Annotated in this window: 22 protein-coding genes; 5 read left to right on the forward strand and 17 right to left on the reverse strand. The window is 64.4% G+C overall.

The features are described 5' to 3' along the window. Position 1: 1 nt before the first annotated feature. Positions 2 to 469 (reverse strand): MarR family winged helix-turn-helix transcriptional regulator, encoded by a 468-nt coding sequence (locus E3T41_RS06220; RefSeq protein ID WP_092447973.1) that lies wholly within the window; start codon positions 467 to 469, stop codon positions 2 to 4. A gap of 270 nt (positions 470 to 739) precedes the next feature. Between E3T41_RS06220 and E3T41_RS06225 the strand changes: the two genes are divergently transcribed. From E3T41_RS06225 to E3T41_RS06240, 4 genes are all read left to right on the forward strand, one after another. Then, entirely contained in the window at positions 740 to 1,015 is a 276-nt protein-coding gene (locus E3T41_RS06225; RefSeq protein WP_134477775.1) for a hypothetical protein, read from the forward strand. Positions 1,016 to 1,130: 115 nt separating this feature from the next. Next, the gene (locus tag E3T41_RS06230; protein ID WP_092447975.1) at positions 1,131 to 1,394 is read left to right on the forward strand and encodes a GlsB/YeaQ/YmgE family stress response membrane protein; all 264 of its coding nucleotides are present in this window, start codon (positions 1,131 to 1,133) and stop codon (positions 1,392 to 1,394) included. Positions 1,395 to 1,565: 171 nt separating this feature from the next. Continuing rightward, a complete protein-coding gene (locus tag E3T41_RS06235) occupies positions 1,566 to 1,976 on the forward strand; it encodes a DUF4383 domain-containing protein (RefSeq protein ID WP_092447976.1) in 411 nt (136 codons plus the stop codon). Between the two features lie 51 nt (positions 1,977 to 2,027). Continuing rightward, complete coding sequence (locus E3T41_RS06240; protein WP_092447977.1) at positions 2,028 to 2,621, forward strand: hypothetical protein; 594 nt, start codon at positions 2,028 to 2,030, stop codon at positions 2,619 to 2,621. Between the two features lie 38 nt (positions 2,622 to 2,659). On the opposite strand, the gene E3T41_RS06245 is transcribed toward E3T41_RS06240, so the two are convergent. After that, the gene (locus E3T41_RS06245) at positions 2,660 to 4,015 is read right to left on the reverse strand and encodes an ATP-dependent RecD-like DNA helicase (RefSeq protein WP_092447978.1); all 1,356 of its coding nucleotides are present in this window, start codon (positions 4,013 to 4,015) and stop codon (positions 2,660 to 2,662) included. Positions 4,016 to 4,141: 126 nt separating this feature from the next. Between E3T41_RS06245 and E3T41_RS06250 the strand changes: the two genes are divergently transcribed. After that, the gene (locus E3T41_RS06250) at positions 4,142 to 5,209 is read left to right on the forward strand and encodes a hypothetical protein (protein WP_092447979.1); all 1,068 of its coding nucleotides are present in this window, start codon (positions 4,142 to 4,144) and stop codon (positions 5,207 to 5,209) included. On the opposite strand, the gene E3T41_RS06255 is transcribed toward E3T41_RS06250, so the two are convergent. The 15 genes from E3T41_RS06255 to E3T41_RS06325 all read right to left on the reverse strand — a co-directional run bounded on the left by E3T41_RS06255 (position 5,206) and on the right by E3T41_RS06325 (position 18,380). Next, entirely contained in the window at positions 5,206 to 7,197 is a 1,992-nt protein-coding gene (locus E3T41_RS06255) for a cytochrome c oxidase assembly protein (protein WP_104132982.1), read from the reverse strand. The two genes, E3T41_RS06250 and E3T41_RS06255, sit on opposite strands and share 4 nt — an antisense overlap. A gap of 203 nt (positions 7,198 to 7,400) precedes the next feature. Further along, the gene (locus E3T41_RS06260; RefSeq protein WP_092447981.1) at positions 7,401 to 7,688 is read right to left on the reverse strand and encodes an HU family DNA-binding protein; all 288 of its coding nucleotides are present in this window, start codon (positions 7,686 to 7,688) and stop codon (positions 7,401 to 7,403) included. A 303-nt stretch (positions 7,689 to 7,991) separates the two neighbouring features. Beyond that, positions 7,992 to 8,297, reverse strand: coding sequence for a 30S ribosomal protein S14 (gene rpsN / locus E3T41_RS06265; protein ID WP_092110538.1), 306 nt, complete (start codon positions 8,295 to 8,297; stop codon positions 7,992 to 7,994). Positions 8,298 to 8,299: 2 nt separating this feature from the next. Continuing rightward, on the reverse strand, positions 8,300 to 8,467 hold the full coding sequence (gene rpmG, locus E3T41_RS06270; protein WP_035880539.1) for a 50S ribosomal protein L33: 168 nt from the start codon (positions 8,465 to 8,467) through the stop codon (positions 8,300 to 8,302). After that, a complete protein-coding gene (gene rpmB, locus E3T41_RS06275) occupies positions 8,467 to 8,703 on the reverse strand; it encodes a 50S ribosomal protein L28 (protein ID WP_035835252.1) in 237 nt (78 codons plus the stop codon). The genes rpmG and rpmB overlap by 1 nt, the downstream gene beginning before the upstream one ends. Positions 8,704 to 8,947: 244 nt before the next feature. Continuing rightward, the gene (locus E3T41_RS06280; protein WP_134477777.1) at positions 8,948 to 9,367 is read right to left on the reverse strand and encodes a Fur family transcriptional regulator; all 420 of its coding nucleotides are present in this window, start codon (positions 9,365 to 9,367) and stop codon (positions 8,948 to 8,950) included. Then, a complete protein-coding gene (locus E3T41_RS06285) occupies positions 9,364 to 10,215 on the reverse strand; it encodes a metal ABC transporter permease (RefSeq protein ID WP_092447983.1) in 852 nt (283 codons plus the stop codon). Before E3T41_RS06285 ends, E3T41_RS06280 begins: the two co-directional genes overlap by 4 nt. Beyond that, positions 10,215 to 11,114, reverse strand: a complete 900-nt coding sequence (locus tag E3T41_RS06290; protein WP_241991049.1) for a metal ABC transporter permease — start codon at positions 11,112 to 11,114, stop codon at positions 10,215 to 10,217. The genes E3T41_RS06285 and E3T41_RS06290 overlap by 1 nt, the downstream gene beginning before the upstream one ends. Then, entirely contained in the window at positions 11,115 to 11,912 is a 798-nt protein-coding gene (locus tag E3T41_RS06295) for a metal ABC transporter ATP-binding protein (protein WP_241991050.1), read from the reverse strand. A 7-nt stretch (positions 11,913 to 11,919) separates the two neighbouring features. Continuing rightward, entirely contained in the window at positions 11,920 to 12,972 is a 1,053-nt protein-coding gene (locus tag E3T41_RS06300; RefSeq protein WP_092447986.1) for a metal ABC transporter substrate-binding protein, read from the reverse strand. A gap of 72 nt (positions 12,973 to 13,044) precedes the next feature. Further along, positions 13,045 to 13,473 carry a hypothetical protein gene (locus tag E3T41_RS06305; RefSeq protein WP_092447987.1) on the reverse strand — a complete coding sequence of 143 codons (429 nt, stop codon included), beginning with the start codon at positions 13,471 to 13,473 and terminating at the stop codon, positions 13,045 to 13,047. 165 nt (positions 13,474 to 13,638) lie between these two features. After that, positions 13,639 to 15,048: a dihydrolipoamide acetyltransferase family protein gene (locus E3T41_RS06310; RefSeq protein WP_134477779.1), complete on the reverse strand. Its 1,410-nt coding sequence runs from the start codon at positions 15,046 to 15,048 to the stop codon at positions 13,639 to 13,641. A 32-nt stretch (positions 15,049 to 15,080) separates the two neighbouring features. Then, positions 15,081 to 16,085, reverse strand: a complete 1,005-nt coding sequence (locus E3T41_RS06315) for an alpha-ketoacid dehydrogenase subunit beta (protein ID WP_092447989.1) — start codon at positions 16,083 to 16,085, stop codon at positions 15,081 to 15,083. After that, positions 16,085 to 17,236 carry a thiamine pyrophosphate-dependent dehydrogenase E1 component subunit alpha gene (locus E3T41_RS06320; RefSeq protein WP_092447990.1) on the reverse strand — a complete coding sequence of 384 codons (1,152 nt, stop codon included), beginning with the start codon at positions 17,234 to 17,236 and terminating at the stop codon, positions 16,085 to 16,087. Before E3T41_RS06320 ends, E3T41_RS06315 begins: the two co-directional genes overlap by 1 nt. Before the next feature lie 37 nt (positions 17,237 to 17,273). Continuing rightward, positions 17,274 to 18,380, reverse strand: coding sequence for a histidinol-phosphate transaminase (locus E3T41_RS06325; RefSeq protein ID WP_134477781.1), 1,107 nt, complete (start codon positions 18,378 to 18,380; stop codon positions 17,274 to 17,276). Positions 18,381 to 18,472: the final 92 nt, after the last annotated feature.

Genomic DNA, 18,472 nt, shown 5'->3' on the forward strand with positions numbered 1-18,472 from the left:
CTCAGGCGGTCAGGCTCAGATCGGCGTCCGATCCCACGGTCAACGCCATCGCGGACAGCATGGCGCCCAGCCGTGCTTGGTCCTCCGGGCTCACGTCGCGCACGGAGTGAGTGATGAGCGCCTCGAAATCGTCGTAGATTTTCTGCGTGATCTGCTCCGCGGCCGGTGTCAAGGTCAAGAGCAGACTCCGTCGATCGTGCGGGTGAGCCACCCGAACCAGCAGTTGCAAGGCCACGAGTCGATTCGAGATCGCGGTCACTGCACCGGTCGTCATTTCCATCGATTCCGCGAGCAATTTCGGGGTAATGCTGCCCGCTTCGGCAACGCGAGCCACGGCGCGCAGCTCGCTCCCGGTCAGACCGCTCTCGGTCGCGACCCGGTTTCGATTCCGATCCATGGCGCGCAGAAAAGCTAAAGCGGATGCCGACAAGGCGTCCGGGGTGCGTCCGGAACTGTCCCGACCATACATTCGTTCTCCTGACCTCTGGTCTGTTGGTTTCGCCCAACTTCAGGCTCGCAAAATTGCCCGTGAGGGCATTCTGTTCTGTCAGTGTAGCCGCTAGATCAATTACTAAGTTTCTTAACTCTTAAATAGTTTACTGTTTGAAGTAAATCCCGTATATTGAAACGCGCGCTGCCGAGCAGCGCGACGCGCAGAGTCCGCGGTGGCAGCGAAGCCCCCGCATGCTCCTAACCGGCAGCGCGCTCACGAACCTGTCACAACGAAATGGACAATGCAATGCAGAGCTATCGGTTGACGATCAATGACGACTGGTTTTACCTATCGGACGAGTACAACATTGCCGGTCTCAAGTCAGCCCTGTCCGCCGCCGTGCACAGCGGCGGAGGCTTCGTCGACGTCGTCAGCCCCATGCGGGCGCACGTCTCCCTGCTGATCACGGCCCACTCCATGGTCAAGATTGAAACGATCAATGCCGTCGACCTCCCCGATATCAACGACGCAACCCCGGTGACCGGCCCGCAGTACATGGACGACGACTACTGGCTGGACTGAAGCCCGCAAGTCGAATCGTTGGCCGGTGGCTATTGACGGTGCACAGACAGGCGGGTACATTCACGCGAACGGCTTAGTCCGCGCCACATCCAGGCCAACCTGAAAGGCAGTTCTCATGAGTTTCCTCGGATTTCTCCTGCTCGGTCTCATCGCCGGAGCTATCGCGAAGGCGATCCTGCCCGGTCGCCAGGGCGGGGGCTGGCTTATCACCCTGCTGCTCGGGGTTGTCGGTGCCTTCCTCGGTGGATGGCTCGGCGGGCTCCTGTTCAATGTCAGTCTGGAGGAGTTCTTCTCGCTGACTACCTGGGCCCTCGCTATCGTCGGATCGCTGATCGTGCTGCTTATCTTCGGCGCGATCACTAACCGTCGCAAGGCCTGACCCGCCTCGGCACACAGCGCGTCACCCAATTCGGGTGGCGCGCTGTTTTTTGCGCACCGATCCCCTTAAACGGGGAGATCAGGGCCACAATTAGTACCAATCCGAAGCGGATGGAGCTCCGAATAAATAGCAACCACGGGTTAACCGTGAATCACCTAGGAGGCACCTGAAATGCGCACATCACCCAATCGCCTGATCGCCACCGTCTTCGGCGCGGTCTATCTTCTCGTCGGATTACTCGGCTTCGCCGTCACCGGCAGTGTCGGCTTCATCGCCACCGAGGGCGGATTGCTTCTCGGCATCTTCGAGGTCAACCCGCTGCACAACATCGCGCACCTCTTGATCGGAGCGGCTCTGCTCATCGCCGGACTCTCCAACGCCATGGCAGCCAAGGCCACCAACAGCACGATCGGTGCCGTGTACCTGCTCCTCGGAATCGTCGGATTCTTCATCGCGAGCACCTCGCTGAACATCCTGGCGCTCAACACCGCCGACCACTTCCTACACCTCGCCAGCGCGATCGTGCTTCTCGGTGTCGGCCTCACCGCAGACAAAACGGTTCACAGCAAAGCCAACGCCTAACGCCGCACCGCTTCACTCCATCCCTTCGCGCACCAAGTCAATAGGAGCATCATGTCCCCGGTCGTTCGCACCTGGCTCGGCTTCGCCGCTTTCGGCGCCGCCCTGATCCATCTGGCCGTGGGTGTGACCGCTCCATTGCCCCTGTCGGTTCTGCTGGTCGGGTTCGGCATTGCCGAACTCGGCTGGGGAATCGCCACCCTCGCTGCTGGCCGGGTTCTGGTGCCCCGGATCATCGTGGGTGCGGCGCTCATCCCGGTCTTCATCTGGGGTACCACCGCCGTGCTCGGTAATGGCCTCGGGGTGACCAGTGGCCAAACCGGCCTGCCGCTCTACCCGATGTCCGTCGCTTCACTCTTCAACGTATTCCTGGCCGCCACGGTAGCCATCGCACTGCGCCGCTCTCCGACCGGGCCCCCTACGCCCGCGACCCCCAGCATTGAAACGCGACGTGCTTCCGCAGCAGGCGCTGCCACACCCAGCGGCTGGCGTTTTCTTACCGGTCTCGTCGTCGGAGGCTTTCTGCTTTCGGCGCTCACCACCCCGGCCCTCGCCGCCACGGAGGTCGGCTCCCATGCCGTGCCCCACGGTTCACCCGGAGTGACCGAACCGACCATCCCCGACTCCGGCGGCCACGGAGCACACTAGAGTCCCTCGCAGAGCTCACCAGCGCACGACAGCACGGGTCAGGCGGGCAGCCCGGTTTCGGGGTCGGTTGGCTCCTGGCCCGACGTGTCAAGCCCCGCCAGGTTAGCCACCGGCGGTACCACCTCGATGTTCATAAACCGTTTGACGTTCTCGTCGACGATTATGTCGCTCGGTCGCAGTGGCCTGGTCAGGTACAGGCCATTGAGGCTGGTCAGCCGGCTCAGCGCAACGTACGTCTGACCGGGGCTGAATACCCGTGCTCCCAGGTCGACAATCGCCCGCTCGTAGGTCGCACCCTGAGACTTGTGAATGGTGACCGCCCAGGCCAACCGCAGCGGAAATTGCGTGAATTCCGCCACGACATCCCGGCTCAGCTTCTTGGTCGCGGCGTTGTAGGTGTACTTGTACTTCTCCCACACCGTCGGCTCAACCTCGTGCACGTCACCGTCGATGTCGACGAACACCGTCGAGGTGACCTTGGTGACCGTGCCGATACTGCCATTCACCCAGCGCGGCCCGCCATCGAGCGGGGAGTCGTTGCGCAAAAACATCACCTGTGCTCCCACCTTGAGCTCGAGCACCTCGTCGGCCGGAAACTGCTTGCCGCCAAAATCCCCGGTGATATCGGCCTTCGCGGTGAGCGATTTGCCCGACAGCTTCTTCAAAGCGGATGCGTTGATGCGGTTTACCGCATCATTGCGCGTCGCGAGGGTGATCACGCCCTCACTCGGCGGGGTTCGCATCCCCGCACCGTTGAGCGCACCGCCGATCTCGGCGGTGACCTGACCATGGCGCACGGCATTGAGCATGAGCTTGAAATCGTTGTCCCGCTGGCGGTGAATCTCGGTGAGCTCGAAGATGCGCAGCTCGGCATCCCGCCAGACCTTGGCGTCGAAGAACCACATCGACCGATAGTGGTCGGCGAAATAGGCGCGCTCGTCGGGGCCGCCGGGCACCGGGGCCAGCTGGTACGGATCGCCGAACAGCACGATCTGCACCCCGCCGAACACCTCGAACGGGCGTTGGCGGGCCTGACGCAAACTGCGGTCGATCGCGTCCATCAGGTCGGCGTTGACCATCGAGACTTCATCGATCACGAGGGTGTCGATGGTATTGAGGAGCTTGCGCACCTGGTCGTTCTGGTCGATCGGGCTGTCGGCGATGACTCCGATCGGCAGGCGAAAGAGCGAGTGAATAGTCTGGCCACCCACGTTGAGCGCAGCGACACCGGTGGGTGCCGCAATCACGATCTGCTTGCTGGTGTTCCAGGACAGGTGGTTCAGCAGCGTCGATTTACCCGTTCCGGCCCGACCGGTGACGAACACGTTCTGCTTGGTTCCCTCGATTGCCGCGAAAACCAGCGCCTGTTCACGGCTGAGCGGAATCTCGGACACGGCACACTTTCTCTGGCAGGCTCATGCTGCGCGGGGGACATACCACTGTAACGTCCCGTGGGCCCACAGCGAGCACTGGATCGGGCACTGGCCGTAGGTCCGACCCGCCCCCCGTACAATATTTATGTGACCACCCCGGCCGAAAACCAGCGGGCGAGCGGGCGCCGCGGCAGAATGCTCCGGGCCGTCCTCGCCCTCGTGGTGGTCGCTGCCCTCCTCGCGGCCGGTCTCGTGGGAACCATCACCGCCCTCAATCGCACGGTGTACAGCGCCGGCGGATTTGTGGAACAGTACCTCGACGCCCTCGCCCGCGGCGATACCGTCGGAGCCCTCGCGCTCGGTGGGGTCATGCCTTCGGCTGCGGAACTGACCGCGGCGGAACTGACCGTCGAATTGCCGGAGACGCTGCTGCGGGCATCCGTTTTGAGCGGTCTGAGCGATATCGAGTTGAAGAGTGACACGCCCAGCAATGCGGCCGGCGATGACACGCACCGGGTCGTCTTCGACTTTGATTTGAACGGCACAGCGTCGAGCATGGCGTTCACGGTCGAGCGGGCCGGAACCTTCGCTGGCGTCTTCAACGCCTGGACGTTTGCCGTCAGCCCGCTCGCTGTGCTGCAGGTGTCGGTGCTGCACGAACGCACCTTCACGGTCAACGGGCTCACGCTCGATACCCGCGCCCACGCGGCAGAGGATGCGCCAGCCACCTTCTCTTCCGGCGCCGCGTACCTCGCCTTCGCCCCGAACCGCTACACCATTGAACACTCCTCAGCCATGCTGACAGCGGAGAAGACGAGCGTGCGCGTGACGGCATCCGGGGCCACCGCGGTCGAGATCGACGCCCTGCCTAACGAAAAGATGATTGCGCAGGTGCAGTCAGAACTGAACAAGTTCCTCGACGAGTGTGCCACCCAGACCGTGCTGCAACCGACCAGCTGTCCGTGGGGTATCTCGATCGATGACCGCATCAAGGGCGCCCCGGCCTGGTCGATCACCGGTTACCCCGCGGTTGAACTCACCGCCGGCGAGCGGTCCTTCGAGATGGTGGCGACGGCCGGACAGGCCCACATTGTGGTCGAGGTGCAATCCCTGTTCGACGGCGACATCAGCACCCGCGACGAAGACGTGCCGTTCACCATGGGGCTCAGCGTCATCGTGCAGCCCAGCGGCGCCCTGGCCATCCAGCTGCACTAGCCGCGCGGACTTTGCGCGTCGCGCTCGGTGATCCGGGCCAGGTTGGTATTGTAGGCGATCAGCTCGGCGTCTTCGTTGCGATCGGCCTTGCGATCCAGCCTTCTCGTGACCTTGGTGTCGTCGCGGCTCCACTGAATCGCCACGACAACGGCCAGTACAAAGGTCGGCAGCTCGCCGATGCCCCAGGCGACGCCGCCACCCATCTGCTGGTCGGCGATGGCGGAGAGACCCCAGGTGCGGCCCATCGCGCCGTACCAGTCGGCCAGGAGTAGCCCGGTGCCGCTCATCAGGGCGAGGCCGAAGAAGGCGTGGAAAGCCATCGTCACCAGCAGCAGCAGCAGTCGGAAGGCATACGGCAGGCGGTACGGCACCGGGTCGATGCCGATCAGGGACTGCACGAACAGGTAGCCGGTGATCAGGAAGTGCACGATCATCCATTGGTGGCCGATGTGGTCGGTCGTCGCCCAGCTGAAAATGGACGTGTAGTAGAACACCCAGAGTGAGACGCCGAAGAGTAGGGCAGCGACGATCGGGTTGGCGACGATGCCGGCGAAGCGCGAGTGCACGGCGGTGAGAATCCATTCGCGCGCCCCAAGGCTGCCGTCGTGGCGCTTGGCGATGGCGCGAGCTGCCAGCGTCACCGGGGCTCCCGGAACGAGCATCAGGGGCACGAGCATGGTCAGCAACATGTGCATGAGCATGTGGGTGGAGAACAGGTACTTCTCGTAAACGTTCACCCCCCCGTTGGTGATGTAGAACAGGGTGAGGATGCCCAGAATCCAGAGCACGCTGCGATAGATCGGCCAGGAGTCGCCGCGGCGGTGCAGCCTCCAGACGCCGGCCAGGTAGAAGAAGATGCCGAAGGCGCAGAACAGAATCCAGGCGAGGTCGAAGCTCCACTCGGTGAAATAGCGGGAGAAGGTCAGTTCCGGCGGCAGGAGTTCGCCGGTGAGGATCTGGGCCGGTGTCGACTGCGGAATCTCGGTGGCGACAACCTGGGCGACCGGTGTCGCCGTGCGAGCGAGGGCGGCGGCTACGCCCGAGGCGAGCCCCATGAAGCCGAGTTCGGTCACCACGAGCCACCAGAACCAGCGACCGTGCGTCGAGTCGGTCCGCTGCATCCGCTTGATGAAGAACCGGCGTTGCAGAATGCCGAAGCCGCCGAGGGCGACGAGGGCAGCGACCTTCACGAGCACAAGCAAGCCGTACGGGCTGAACAGGTTGTCCCAGCTGCCGATGCGCAGTTCGGCGCTGACATAGCCGGAGGCGGCCACCACGACGAAGGAGACCACGGCGAGGGAGGAATAGCGTGCAATCACCGAGCGGATGCGTTCGCCGTCGAGCTGGGTGCGCAGCACGATGATGGTCAGCAGGCCGCCGAGCCAGATCGCCGCGAAGACAAGGTGCAGGCCGAGGGCGGTGATCGCGGCGTTGTGGCCGGCAGCGCCCGCCGAGTGGCCCTGCTGGGCCATGGGTAGCAGCGAGAGCAGCGCCAGCACGGTGACGAAGATGAGGGCGGTCTGGTTGCGCACGGCGAAGCAGAGCACGGTCACGCCGGCGGCGATCAGCGTGGTCGCGAGCCAGGCCTGGCCGAGGTCGATCTGGCTGAAGAACTGTCCGACCGTGGCGCTGAACTGATCACTGAAGCCGAAGGGAACGTTGGTGACCTGGAGAAAGGTCAGAAAGCCGGTGACAGCGGATGCGACGGCGAACAGTGCGGCCGAGGCTGCGGCGAAGTCGAGGGCGGTGCCGAACTCGCGTTCCCGGGGGCTGAGGGCGAAAAGCGTGAGCACGAGGGCACCGATCGTTCCGGCCGCGCTGATGTTGACAATGACCTTGGCGAGGGGAAGTCCCCAACGCACCACCGGCCCGGGGTCGGCCAGCAGTTGGGCCGAAGCTCCGCCGCCATAGGCGAGGGCAACGAGGGTGGACAACACAGCGACCAGCAGCAGGGCTGCCGGTCCGAGAACGCGGACGAGACGGGGCACCTGCCCAGCTTATTCGCCCAGCCCTGGGCATCCGTCTCGCCTGAGGCCGGTGCCCGGTGCCGGCGCGCGCCGAGCCGTGAGTTTTGGCCCTTTTTCGAGGAGAAATTCACGTCTCGACGCGGCCCTCGATCGACATCGGAGGATGTCCGGGGACGCCAAAGGGGGCGCCGACCGTGGTCGACGCCCCCTTTCAGTACTGGAATCTACTTCGCGGCAGCCTTGAGCTTGCTTCCGGCGGTCAGCTTGACGCGGTGGCCGGCAGCGATGGCGATTTCGGCGCCGGTCTGCGGGTTGCGACCGGTGCGAGCAGCGGTTGCGGTGCGCTCAACGCCCAACCATCCCGGGATGGTGACCTTGCCGTCAGCGGCAACGGTCTCGGCCAGGGTTGCAAAGAATGCATTCAGAACGCCGTCAACGGCGGCCTGGCTCTGTCCGGAGTCAGCGGCAACCTTGGCAACGAGCTCGGTCTTGTTCAGCGACTTGTCAGCCATTGAGTGTCCTCCTCGGACCTTCGTCTGTATAAACAGCGATATTCGTGATACGGATGCTCCTCGAGAGAGAAGCCCCGCTGGTCGGTTCGACCGAGTTGAAATCTAGCATTGATCCGCCAAAATCCCCGGATTTACGGCGATTTGCGACCATTTCAGGGCAGTTTCACCCGCTAAGACACCCGATTTCGCTCTCCGCGAAAAGGTCGTGACCACAAAACGGGATGTCGACCGAAGTTGACATCCCGTTTTGATGGTTCAGACACCGGCGAAACCGGCTACCAACTGCACTTACCAGCGCAGGAGTTACCAGCTGGACTTGGTGATGCCGGGCAGCTCGCCGCGGTGCGCCATGTCGCGAAAACGAACGCGCGAGATGCCGAACTTGGAGAGGTGGCCACGGGGACGACCGTCAACGGCGTCACGGTTGCGCAGGCGCACCGGGCTCGCGTTGCGCGGCAGCTTCTGCAGGCCCTTGCGAGCAGCTTCACGCGACTCGTCGGTGCCGGCAGGGTCAACCAGGGCCTTCTTGAGCTCAAGGCGCTTGACGGCGTAACGCTCGACGATGACCTTGCGCTGGTTGTTCTTGGCAATCATGCTCTTCTTCGCCATGTTTAGCGCTCCTCACGGAAGTCAACGTGCTTACGGATGACCGGGTCGTACTTCTTGAGTACCAGACGGTCGGGGTCGTTACGGCGGTTCTTCTTGGTCACATAGGTGTAACCGGTTCCAGCCGTGGAACGAAGCTTAATGATCGGACGTACGTCATGAGCCTTAGCCATTAGATCTTCACCCCACGAGCGAGAACGTCCTTGACGACGCTCTCGATACCACGAGCATCAATAACCTTGATGCCCTTTGCGGACAAGGTCAACGTGACCTTGCGACGAAGCGACGGCACGTAGTACGTCTTCTTCTGAACGTTCGGGTCGAAACGACGCTTGGTGCGTCGGTGCGAGTGCGAAATGTTGTGTCCGAAGCCGGGAACAGCTCCGGTCACCTGGCATACAGATGCCATGGTTTCCTCCATTACCGAAGAGCGAGTGCTCTTCCCAAGATCCCTTGTCGACGGGCAGAACCACATCGGCCCGGAGCTAACTCAAGGCCGGGGGAGAATCGCCCGCAATGTACGCACACAGGCGTAGCAGCTCTCAACGCTACTAGATCCGCGCGCCTCCCGCAAACTCTCCTGGCCGCGAGAGCGGGTGAACGGTTACTTCAGCGAGCACGAAGCAACCGTTCACCCGCTTTCGCGCAACTTGTTAAGCGGATGCTGCGGCTGCTGCTTGACTCGTCGCCGTGACAGTGCAGGCGGCGCAGAGACCGAAAACGTCCACGACGTGGGCGGCGGCGGTGAAACCATTCTTGGCGGCGACGTCTTTCGCCCAGGTTTCCACGGCATCCGCTTCGATCTCGACCGTGAGCCCGCAATTGCGGCAGATCAGGTGGTGGTGATGATCATTGGTGCTGCACGCGCGGTACAGGCTCTCGCCCTCCGGGGACTGCAGGGAGTCGGCGTCACCCTTGACCGCGAGGTCGGCGAGGGCGCGGTAGACCGTGGCGAGGCCGATTGGGGATCCGGTCGCGTGCAGGGCGGAGTGCAGCGCCTGGGCGCTGACGAAGCCGTCGTTGGCATCGAGGGCGCCTCGAACGGCCTCACGTTGCCAGGTGTTTCGCTTCATGACTTCAACCGTAGCGATGTTCGCGCGGGCCGGCGCGCATCCGCTTCTTGGGGCACCCGCGCGGCACCGACCAATCGCCGAGCGACCAGGGCGAGCAGAAAGAACGCCGCCGCGGTGAGGGCGATGCTGGGGCCGGCGGCCACATCGAGCGAGCGGGAGAGCAGCACGCCGATCACGCCGGACACCGCGCCGAGCACGGGGGCAATCAGAAACATCTGCGAGGTCGTGCGCGAGACCAGGCGGGCCGCGGCGGCGGGGGCGGCGATCAGGGCGATGGCGAGGATTGCTCCGACGGCCGGCATCGCGGTCACGACCGTGGCCGTGATGAGCACCAGGGACAGCAATTCGATCGGCCATTCTCGATAGCCCGCTGCGCGAAAACCGTTCACGTCGAAGGTCGAGAACATGATCTGTTTGCCCAAAACCACGATGGTCAGCACTGCGAATGCCAGCACGATGGTTACGAGCGTCACATCCCTGGTGGTCACCGTGAGAATCGAGCCGACCAGATAGGAGTCGACCTTGACCGGCAACGAGGGATTGAGTCCCTGCAGCAGAACACCGAGCGCGAATCCGGCGGTGAGCAGAATGCCCGATGCGACCTGATTTCCCTGTCGCTTGACGCGTCCGATCATGGTCATGATCCCCACAATGAGCACGCTAGCCACTGCGGCGCCGAGCGGGATGCTCACGCCCAGGATCGCGGCGCCGACCGCTCCCGGAAAGGTCGCGTGGGTGAGGGCCTGGGCGAAAAAGGTGCGCTGGCGCAGTACCACGAGGGTCCCGACGAGGCCACTGAGCGCGCCGATCAGCAGCGCGGCGAGGAGCGCCTGCTCGAAGTAGCCCATCAGCGCAGCACCGCGCCCGCCGTGCGACGAGGGCCGCCGATCCGGTCGATCCCGAGCCGAGCGACCAGGGCCAGCACGTAGCCGCCGACGAGCACGAGCACGACGGTGGCGCCGCTCGGCAGGTCGACACCGCGGTTCACCGAGGCTTCGTAGCCGAGCACGAGGCCCAGCCAGGCGGCCAGAATCGCGAAACTGGCGGCGACCGGAAAGAGCAGCCAGAGGCGACGGGTCACCAGACGAGCGACCGCGCCCGGCACGATCAGCACGGCAAGCACGAGCAGGTTACCGACCGCGCTACTGGCGGCCACCACGACCAGGGCGATGGCGACGTTGAGCAGAATGTCGAGGACGAGCGGGCGGTATCCGGCCGCAGCGGTGCCCTCGAGGTCAAAGGCGCGAAAGACCTGCTCCTTGAGGGTGAACCCCACGATAATCAGCGCAATCAGGCAGACCACGACGGTCTGATTGACCTCGGCCGTACTGACGGTCAACAGACGCCCGAACAGCAGCGCGTCGAGCTGGCCGACGTAATTTGTTTCCCGTGAAACCACGATGATTCCCACGCTGAACATGGCCGTGAAGACGATCGCGATCGCAGCATCCGAGGTGACCGCTCGTTTGACGATCACCGTGAGCACGACGGCGGCGATGAGGGCCGCCACCAGTGCTCCGACAAAGAGTCCGTCACGACCACCCCAGACGAATCCGATCGCCACCCCGGGGAAGACGGCGTGGGTGAGTCCGTCGCTGATGAATTCGAGTCCGCGCAAGTTGACGAGTACGCCGACGAGGCCGGCCACGAGGCTCAGCACCACGAGCACGAGCAACGCCCGAGCCATGAAAGGCAGGTCGAACGCGGTGATCAGCACGGTATTCATCACCGGCGTGACGGCATCCACTCAGTGCCCCCCGTGGCCGGGAACCACGATGGTGTGCTCGTCCATTTCGACGCCGACCGAGCCGAACGCCTGCTGCACGTTAGCGAGGGTCAGCACCGTATCGCGCGGCCCGAACGCCACCTGGGCGCCGTTGAGCAGCAGCACGCTTTCGCACACGGCGCGGGCCAGGTCGAGGTCGTGGGTGGATACCAGTACGGCGACCCCCTGCAGCTTGAGCCGCTTTACCGTTTCGATGAGGGCATCGCGGTTCACCTGGTCGAGTCCGTTGAAGGGCTCATCGAGCAGAAGCAAACGCGGGGCGGATGCGACGGCTCGCGCCAGCAGACCGCGCTGCTGCTGCCCGCCCGACAGCTCCCCGAACCGGGTCTTGGCTCGATTGCTAAGTCCGACGGTCTCCAGCGCCTCGGCGACAGCCTGCCGATCAGCCCTGGCCGGCATGCGCCACCAGCCGAGCGAGCGGTAGCGGCCCATCATGACGACTTGCTCGAGCGAGACCGGAAAGTGCGGGTCGAGCTGGTCGGTCTGGGGTACATAGCCGATGTAGCCAGCGGGGGCTGGCCACTGGCCGAGCACCTCGACCGTGCCGTCCGTGCGGGTGATGAGTCCGAGAATGCCCTTGAGCAGGGTGGACTTACCCGAGCCGTTCGGGCCGATCAGGGCAACGGCCTGACCCGGCAACACGGTGAAATCAATGCCGGTGAGCGCAGGCTCTGCGCCGTAGGCAAACGACGCTGCCGCCACTCGAAGAGCGGCGGCAGCGTCCGATGTTGGTGTTTCTTGAGAAGTGTTCTCGATCACGTGTTAACTATTGCAGTTCGGCGGGCAAAGCAGAGGGTGTGACGCCCCACGATTCGAGCATCAGCGTTGAATTGTGCAGCTGCGCCTTGATGTAGGTGTCGCCGGCGCTACCGGCGGGGCCGAGCGAGTCGACGTAGAGGGCGTCGTCACCGGAGTAGACGGTGACGCCGGCTTCGGTGGCGATCGTCTCGGCGGTTTTCGGGCTGAGTGACGCCTCGGAGAACACGGCCGTCACACCGGTGGCCGTGATCGCCGCGACCAGTGAATCGATCTCGGCGGCGCTCGGCTCGGCGTTATCGTCGAAGCTCGGAATCACCGATCCGACGTAGTCGATGTGGTACGCCGCGGTGAAGTAGCCGAGGGCGTCATGGTTGCTCACGAGCAGGCGGTCGCTTTCCGGCACGGTCTCCACGTTGGTACGGATCCAGTCGTCGAGCGCACTGAGCTGGGCGGAATACGCTGCGGCGTTGGCCTCAAAGTTCGCGGCGTTATCGCTGTCGGCAGCCACGAGGCCGTCGGTGATCGTCTGCACGATGGTCTCGGCGTTGTGCACGTCGGTCCAGATGTGTGGGTCTCCACCGTCGTGGGCATCTTCGGCCTCGCCTGCGTGGGCATCCGCTTCTTCGTCAGCGTGGTCATCCTCCTCGGCGACTTCGTCGGAGTGATCTTCGCCGGCCCCAACCTCGGAGATGGTGATGCCCTCGTCGGCGTCGATCGTGACACCGTCGAAGCCCGACGCGACGATGGCGTCGTCGAGCCACTCCTCGAGTCCGACACCATTGATGACGAGCACGTCGGCGGCGCCGAGCGCGGTCAGGTCGGCCGCGGACGGGTCATAGCTATGGGCGCTCTGGTTGGGCTGAATCAGCTGCGTGAGGTCGACGCCGCTGGCGTCACCGATCACGTTGCGGGCGAAGTCGGCGACCTGCGTGGTCGTGGCGACGACCTTGAGTCCAACGTCCGCGCTGTCGGCGCTGGCGGTCGTGCCGGCCGAGCACCCCGAAAGGGCGAGTGCGGCGGACGCGAGAAGTACGGGAACGGCGAAATATCTCTTGTGCATGCTTCGAGATTAGCGTTGTTGATAATGATTGTCAAAACCATTAACAGTGTGCGCACACACCCTCTGACCGCGCTACTGGTCGGTGATGAGGTCGGGCGCCGGCACGACCTGCAACGTGGTTTGCTCCGGGCTGAGCGTGGGGGTGTCTTCGTCGTAGAAGTTCTTCCACCCCCAGGCGACATCGGCCGGGGCATCCACGTGCAGTGCCGACCAGGTGGCCTGTTTGTCGGGCTGGCTGCCGGGACCGTCCACGTGAATGAGCAGTCCGATCTCCGCATGCGTCACGTCGAGCAGCGCACGGTTGCCGATCATGCTGGAGCGAAACTGGTGCAGGACGAGGAGTTTCTGGCGCAGGGCCCCCTCACTGGTCAGCGCAGCGAGCCAGCTGACGACGGCATTGATCTCCGCCACATCGACCGAACCGATCTGCCCGAGGTGGCGATGATCGCGTGCAGGGGCACGACGGTTCGGGCGGTCAGCGACGCAAACGCCAGGGGGCATGCCAACCGCCGCACGCGTACATCGACCGCCGCCAACTCGCTCTCCTCGACCCTTCATCCTGAGGTCTGCCACGATCGGGGAGTCACAACTGCGGTCAGGTCGAAGGAATGGGCCACATTTGACGCTGACCGTGGGTCTTTCCGCCCTTGTGAACGACGCGCCGTCCTACTCGAGCAGCAGGGCCGGTTCCTCCATGATGCTCGCGACGTCGGCGAGAAAACGGCTCGCGACGTCGCCATCGACGACCCGGTGGTCGAAGCTCGCACCGATCGTGGTCACGTACCGCACCCGTACCTCGCCATCGACAACCCACGGCTTCTGCTTGATCGTGCCGAGGGCCACGATTCCGGCCTCCGGGGAGTTGAGAATGGGGGTGCCGGTGTCCATACCGAACACGCCGATATTGGTGATCGTGATCGTGCCGTTGCTCATCTCGGCCGGGCTGGTCTTGCCGTCGCGCGCGGTCATGGTGAGCTTCTCGAGCGCCGCAGCGAGTTCGAGCAGGCTCATATCCTGCGCTTCCTTAATGTTGGGCACGATCAGCCCGCGCGGGGTCGCCGCGGCAATGCCGAGGTTGACGTAGTGCCGCACGATGATTTCCTCATCGGTGAAGGTGGAGTTCACCGTTGGATTGCGGCGCACCGCCCAGATCATGGCCTTCGCCATGATCAGCAACGGCGAGACGCGAATGCCGGCGAAGTCGGTCGAGGCCTTGAGTCGCTTGACGAATTCCATCGTGCGGGTGGCATCCACGTCGACGAACAGGCTCACATGCGGCGCCGTGAAGGCGCTCTTCACCATGGCCTGGGCGATGGCTTTGCGAACGCCCTTCACCGGAATGTGCTCGTCGCGATCGACCGGCCATTCCGGCGTCTGGATGTTGCGAAACACACTGGCCTGGGTCGCCCCGCGCAGCAAGTCTTCCCGGGTCACGTCACCCACCGGGCCGGTCGCTTCGACGAGGGCGAGGTCGACGCCGAGGTCTTTGGCGAGCTTACGAATCGGCGGCTTGGCCATGACCGGGCCGACGGATGCCGCGCGCCGGGTCGGTTCCAGCGGCTCGGCCCGCGGGCGCACAGCGGGTTCGGGCGCCAGCGTCTCGTGGGCGACACTCGAGCCGCTGTGCCGACGCCGCCGGGTGGGCATCGTCGCGGCAGAGCCGCGGCCGACGAGAAGCGGTTCGGGCGCCTCATCGCTGATGCTGCTGCTGGTGTCCGTTGTGAGCGTGGTCGTGTCGGCGCTGTCACTGTCGGCCGTCTGCGCAGCGGATGCACCGGCCTCCACTGCCAAACCAGCCGCCGGCAGGTCTGCACTCGCGTCGGCGTTCGGCCCGCTATCGGAATGTATCGTGATGATCAACGTACCCACGTCGACCGTCGTGCCCGCCGCGACCAGAATTTCACCGACGACGCCCACGAACGGAGACGGCAGCTCGACCAGGGATTTGGCCGTTTCGATCTCGACCAGCACCTGGTTGATCGTCACGGTATCGCCGGGGGCGACCTTCCATTCCACAATTTCGGCCTCAGTCAGGCCTTCGCCGACATCGGGGAGGGTGAATTTCGACACGCTCATAAGGTGCCTTTCTTGAAGTTCGTAAGTGCTAATTAGTAAGCGAGAGCGCGGTCCACGGCTTCGAGCACCCGGTCGGGACTCGGCAGAAAGTGCGTCTCGACCGCCGCCGGCGGGAAGGGGGTGTCGAAGCCGGAGACGCGCAGCACGGGCGCTTCAAGCGTATAGAACGCCCGCTCGGCGACCGTGGCGGCGATCTCGCTGCCGACACTGACAAAGCCGGGGGCTTCCTGGGTGACCACGAGGTGACCGGTCTTCTGGACGGAGTTCAGAATCGGTCCGTAATCGATCGGGGAGATCGAGCGCAGGTCGATCACCTCCAGGCTGATGCCCTCGGTGGCGGCCAATTCGGCGGCCTGCAGCAGCACGCTCACCATGGCGCCGTGGCCGACGACGGTCACGTCGGTCCCAGCCCGCACCACGCGGCTGGCGTGCAGCGGCGTTCCGCTCTGCTCGAACCGCACCTCGCCCTTGGGCCAATAGCGGCTCTTCGGCTCGAAGAAAACGACCGGATCGTCACTCGCGATAGCTTCCTGCATCATCCAGTAGGCATCGTGCGGGTTGGACGGGCTCACCACGCGCAGGCCGGGGGTGTGCGCGAAGTACGCCTCCGGGCTTTCCTGGTGGTGCTCGATTGAGCCGATGTGTCCACCGTAGGGAATGCGAATCACGACGGGCATGATCAGGCCCCCCTCGTGGCGGTTGCGCATACGCGCCAGCTGGCTGGTGATCTGGTCGAACCCGGGAAAGACGAATCCGTCGAACTGGATCTCACAGACCGGACGAAACCCGCGCATGGCCAGGCCGATGGCCGTGCCGATGATTCCGGACTCGGCGAGCGGGGTATCGAGCACGCGCTTGTCGCCGAATTCAGCGATCAGCCCCTCGGTGACCCGAAAGACGCCGCCGAGCGGGCCGATGTCCTCGCCCATCAGCAGCACCTTGGGATCGTCCAGCATCGCCCGGCGCAGCCCGGCGTTCAGGGCCTTCGTCATCGGCAGTGAAGCGGATGCCACACTCGTGTCAATTACAGCGGTCATCAGTTCTTACCCTCGTCGAAAGACGCTTCGTAGCGTTCCAGCCAGGCCTTCTGCTCGGCCACGAGCGGATGCGGTTCGGCATACACGTTGTCAAAGATCACCGATTGCTCCGGGCCGGTGATCTCCAGCGCCCTCTTGCGGGTGTCGGCAGCGAAGTCGGCCGCTTCTTCATCGACGGCGTCGAGGAACTCCTGCTCGATCCCCCGGCCCTGCAGATAGCTGCGAAAGCGCACGATCGGGTCGCGGGCCACCCAGTAGGCGAGTTCGTCCGGATCGCGGTACTTGGTGGGGTCGTCGGCGGTGGTGTGCGCGCCGACCCGGTAGGTGAGTGCCTCGATCAGTGCCGGTCCGTGGCCGGCGCGGGCGTCATCCATCGACTTCGCGGTGACGGCGAAGCTCGCGAGCACATCGTTGCCGTCGATCTGGGTGCCGGGCATGCCGAAACCACCGGCGCGCAGGTAGAGCGGAGTGCGCGACTGCCGGGCGACGGGTACCGAGATGGCCCAGTGGTTGTTCTGCAGAAAAAACACCTGCGGGGTCTGGTAGCTGGCCGCGAAGACCAGCGCCTCGTTGGCGTCGCCCTGCGAGGAGGCACCGTCGCCGTAGTAGACGATGACGGCCTGGTCGGTCTCCGGGTTGCCGGTCGCGGTCGACCCATCCAGTTGCATGCCCATGGCATAGCCGGTGGAATGCAGCGTCTGCGAGGCCAGCACGAGGGTGTAGAGGTGAAAGTTTCCGTGTTCTTCCGGCACCCAGCCACCGAGGGTCACGCCGCGCAGCATCCGCAGAATATCAACGACATCGAGGCCGCGGATCATGCCGACGACGTGCTCGCGGTAGGAGGGAAAGACGTGGTCCTGGGGCCTTGTGGCGTAGGCCGACCCGACCTGGGCGGCCTCCTGGCCGTGGCTCGGAACCCAGAGGGCAAGCTGGCCCTGGCGCTGTAGGTTGGCCGCTTCGGTATCGAACTTTCGCACCACGACCATGTCACGGTAGAAGCGGCGGTGGTCCGCCTCACTGAGGCGATCGAGGTAGGGCAGAAACTCCTCGGCGGCGGCATTGGGTTCGAACGTGCCGTTCGGGGAGATCATGCGTACGCAGGTCGCGGCCCCATCGAGGCCAAAGGCTGCTGACGTGGGCGCTGCTGTCATGGGCACAGTCGCATCGTTTCGGGTGGCTGACACCGTACTAACCTATCTTTCGTGCCGGGTGACCGGCGGGAAGGGCGTCGACAAGATCCGCGCTCATTAATAGGAGTGTCGCCACAGCCTGCTCCTCACCGATCGACACCCGAATGCCCTCCGGCACGAAGGGGCGCACGATAAGGCCGGCCTCGCCGAGAGCCTCGGCCACGCTCGCGGTTTCGGCACCCGTGGGCAGCCAAAGAAAGTTGCCCTGCGGCTGGGGAATATTCCAGCCCTGCTGGGTGAGTGCCGTCCAGGCTGCATCGCGACGCGCAGCAATGGTCCGAACCCGGTCAAGCAGTTCCTTTTCGGCGTCGAGCGAGGCGATCGCTGCCGCGGCTGCTGGCGCGGTAACCGAGAGCGGGATGGCGGTCGCGCGGGCGGCGTTCAGAATATCCACCGGCCCGAGGGCATAGCCGATGCGCAGTCCGGCCAGGCCGTAAGCCTTGGAGAAGGTGCGCAGCACGACCAGATTCGGGTAGCGGGCCAGGAGCGGCGGGCCGGTCACGGCATCCGCTTCGGTGACGAACTCGATATATGCCTCATCGAGAATGACCAGCAGATCGGTCGGGACAACGGCCATGAAGGCCTCGAATTCGTCCTTGGTGACGATGGTACCGGTGGGGTTGTTGGGCGAGCAGACGATGACGACCCGGGTCGCCTCGCCGATCGCGGCGGCCATTTCGGGTAGGTCATGACCGTGATCGGCGCGGTTGGGCACGCGCACGCTGGTCGCGCCCGCGACGGTGACGAGCGAGGGATAGGCCTCGAAAGACCGCCAGGAGTAGAGCACTTCATCGCCAGGGCCTGCGGCAGCGAGAATCAGCTGGGCCAGCAGGGCCACCGAACCCGAACCGACGTGCACCTGGTCGACATCGATGCTGTACTTGGCAGCGAGGCGTTCGCACAGGGCCAGCGCCGAGGCATCCGGGTAGCGGTTGAAGGCCATTTCGGCGGCGACCGCCGCCACGACCCCCGGTAGCGGGTCAAAGGGGTTCTCGTTGCTGGAGAGCTTGAAGTCACTGGCGTCAGCCGGTTTGCCCTGCTTATAGGCCGGGAGTGCGATGATCTCCGGGCGCAGGCGGACGGAGGGTCGGTCGGAGAGGCTCACTCGTGGAGTCTACGCCCGCATATATTCGCAATGGCGAATGAATGATTACCCGCCTTTCGACCGCGCGGCCCGGACGCCGCACCCGACGGCGC

The sequence above is a fragment of the Cryobacterium sp. Hh38 genome, assembly GCF_004403235.1.
Classification (GTDB): domain Bacteria; phylum Actinomycetota; class Actinomycetes; order Actinomycetales; family Microbacteriaceae; genus Cryobacterium; species Cryobacterium levicorallinum.